The 1,173-nt window shown below is 38.7% G+C and carries 2 protein-coding genes; both read right to left on the bottom strand.

All coding sequences use genetic code 11. From position 1 onward, the window contains the following. Positions 1 to 221: 221 nt before the first annotated feature. Complete coding sequence (locus ACFIKG_RS09365; protein WP_375652205.1) at positions 222 to 806, bottom strand: hypothetical protein; 585 nt, start codon at positions 804 to 806, stop codon at positions 222 to 224. Between the two features lie 3 nt (positions 807 to 809). After that, positions 810 to 1,130 carry a hypothetical protein gene (locus ACFIKG_RS09360; RefSeq protein WP_375652206.1) on the bottom strand — a complete coding sequence of 107 codons (321 nt, stop codon included), beginning with the start codon at positions 1,128 to 1,130 and terminating at the stop codon, positions 810 to 812. Between the last annotated feature and the right edge of the window lie 43 nt (positions 1,131 to 1,173).

Here is a 1,173-nt window from a genome sequence, read left to right as displayed (position 1 = left end):
TTATTTATCAATGAGTTAAGTGTACAATGTACAGTCAATTTGAAAATTCTGTCGCTAGCGATAGTTCGCGCTAGCCTGCCCCGCAACAGACCCAACCCGCTGGGAAGTACCTTTTGCATTGATTTTATTGATTTTTTTCTGGGAAAAACCAAAGCGCAAGTGATAATCTGCTTTAAAAATTACAATTAAAGTGAGTAGTGTGTTGACATAGCTTAAGAACATTATTTAGCTTTCATCTTGGCGGCATATTCTTGACGAGCAAGTTGGTACTGTATGTTTTTAATTAGTCTTTCATTGGCTTTTTTTACAATAGCACTTGCAATTTCTGGCTTGGACATCACCCCAGCAATGGAGGGTCCTTTTTGTTTTGCAATGGGGAATTGATCTCCATCGGCTCTTTGAAACACATTCCCATTCAGCTTTTTTAATTCAACGCGCTTTGGAAAACTCCCACCTTTGATAAAAGCATGGGGTAAGATTTCTTTCTTTCCAAACAGTGTGTAAGTTACGCCGCGTTTTGTTTCTTTTGCTTTAAAAAATTTAAGAGGTATTGGTGTTCCAGAACCAATGATATCTGTCTCAAGAAACCTTGCTGTCGCCTTTTCTTTAATATAAACACCTCTTCTTATACGCTTTATTTGGGCTGATGAGATGTCTGCAACTTGCTTTTCAGTAAAGCGTTCAACTTGTTTTGCTGCAGTGTTTAGAGCATTACGCAGAGCCCAATTAAGGCGTGGTGCTTGAAGGTTTGTGAAGGTATCTTTTACCTGTTGAAGATACCATTTTTGGTGGATAATTAATTTCAACTTCTAAGCCTTTTTGGGGGTAGGTGTTGATGACTTGGAAGTTTTAGGTGCTTTTGGTTTTTCGAGTGGAATTTCCTCTGTCACTGGCTCAGACGATGTTTGTACGGCTTCTTGTTTTATCTGCTTAATTTGTTCAACTGCCTTGTCTGTTTTTGCTGTTGTCTTGACTCCAATAAAAGGTTTTACAGCATTAGCGCGCTTGAGACGTGCGTAGACTTGATTGGAAACTTCAACAAATGGATTATTGGGTGTTGATGGTTCAAAGCGAACAGTGCTTTTATTGTCGCCAACAACACACATTGGCTTAGTGATGACAGCTTTCATCATTGCTCCTTTTGAGTCATAATTAATGACATCATTAGTCAAA

Origin of the sequence: Bartonella sp. LB28NMGDW (genome assembly GCF_042194435.1) — a bacterium.
In the GTDB taxonomy this organism is placed as follows: Bacteria; Pseudomonadota; Alphaproteobacteria; order Rhizobiales; family Rhizobiaceae; genus Bartonella; species Bartonella grahamii.
This window is presented reverse-complemented; position numbering and strand designations above follow the sequence as displayed.

Coding starts and splice junctions, on each gene's coding strand:
- ACFIKG_RS09360 (WP_375652206.1), bottom strand. CDS start 1,130: ATGAAAGCTGTCATCACTAAGCCAATGTGTGTTGTTGGCGACAATAAA.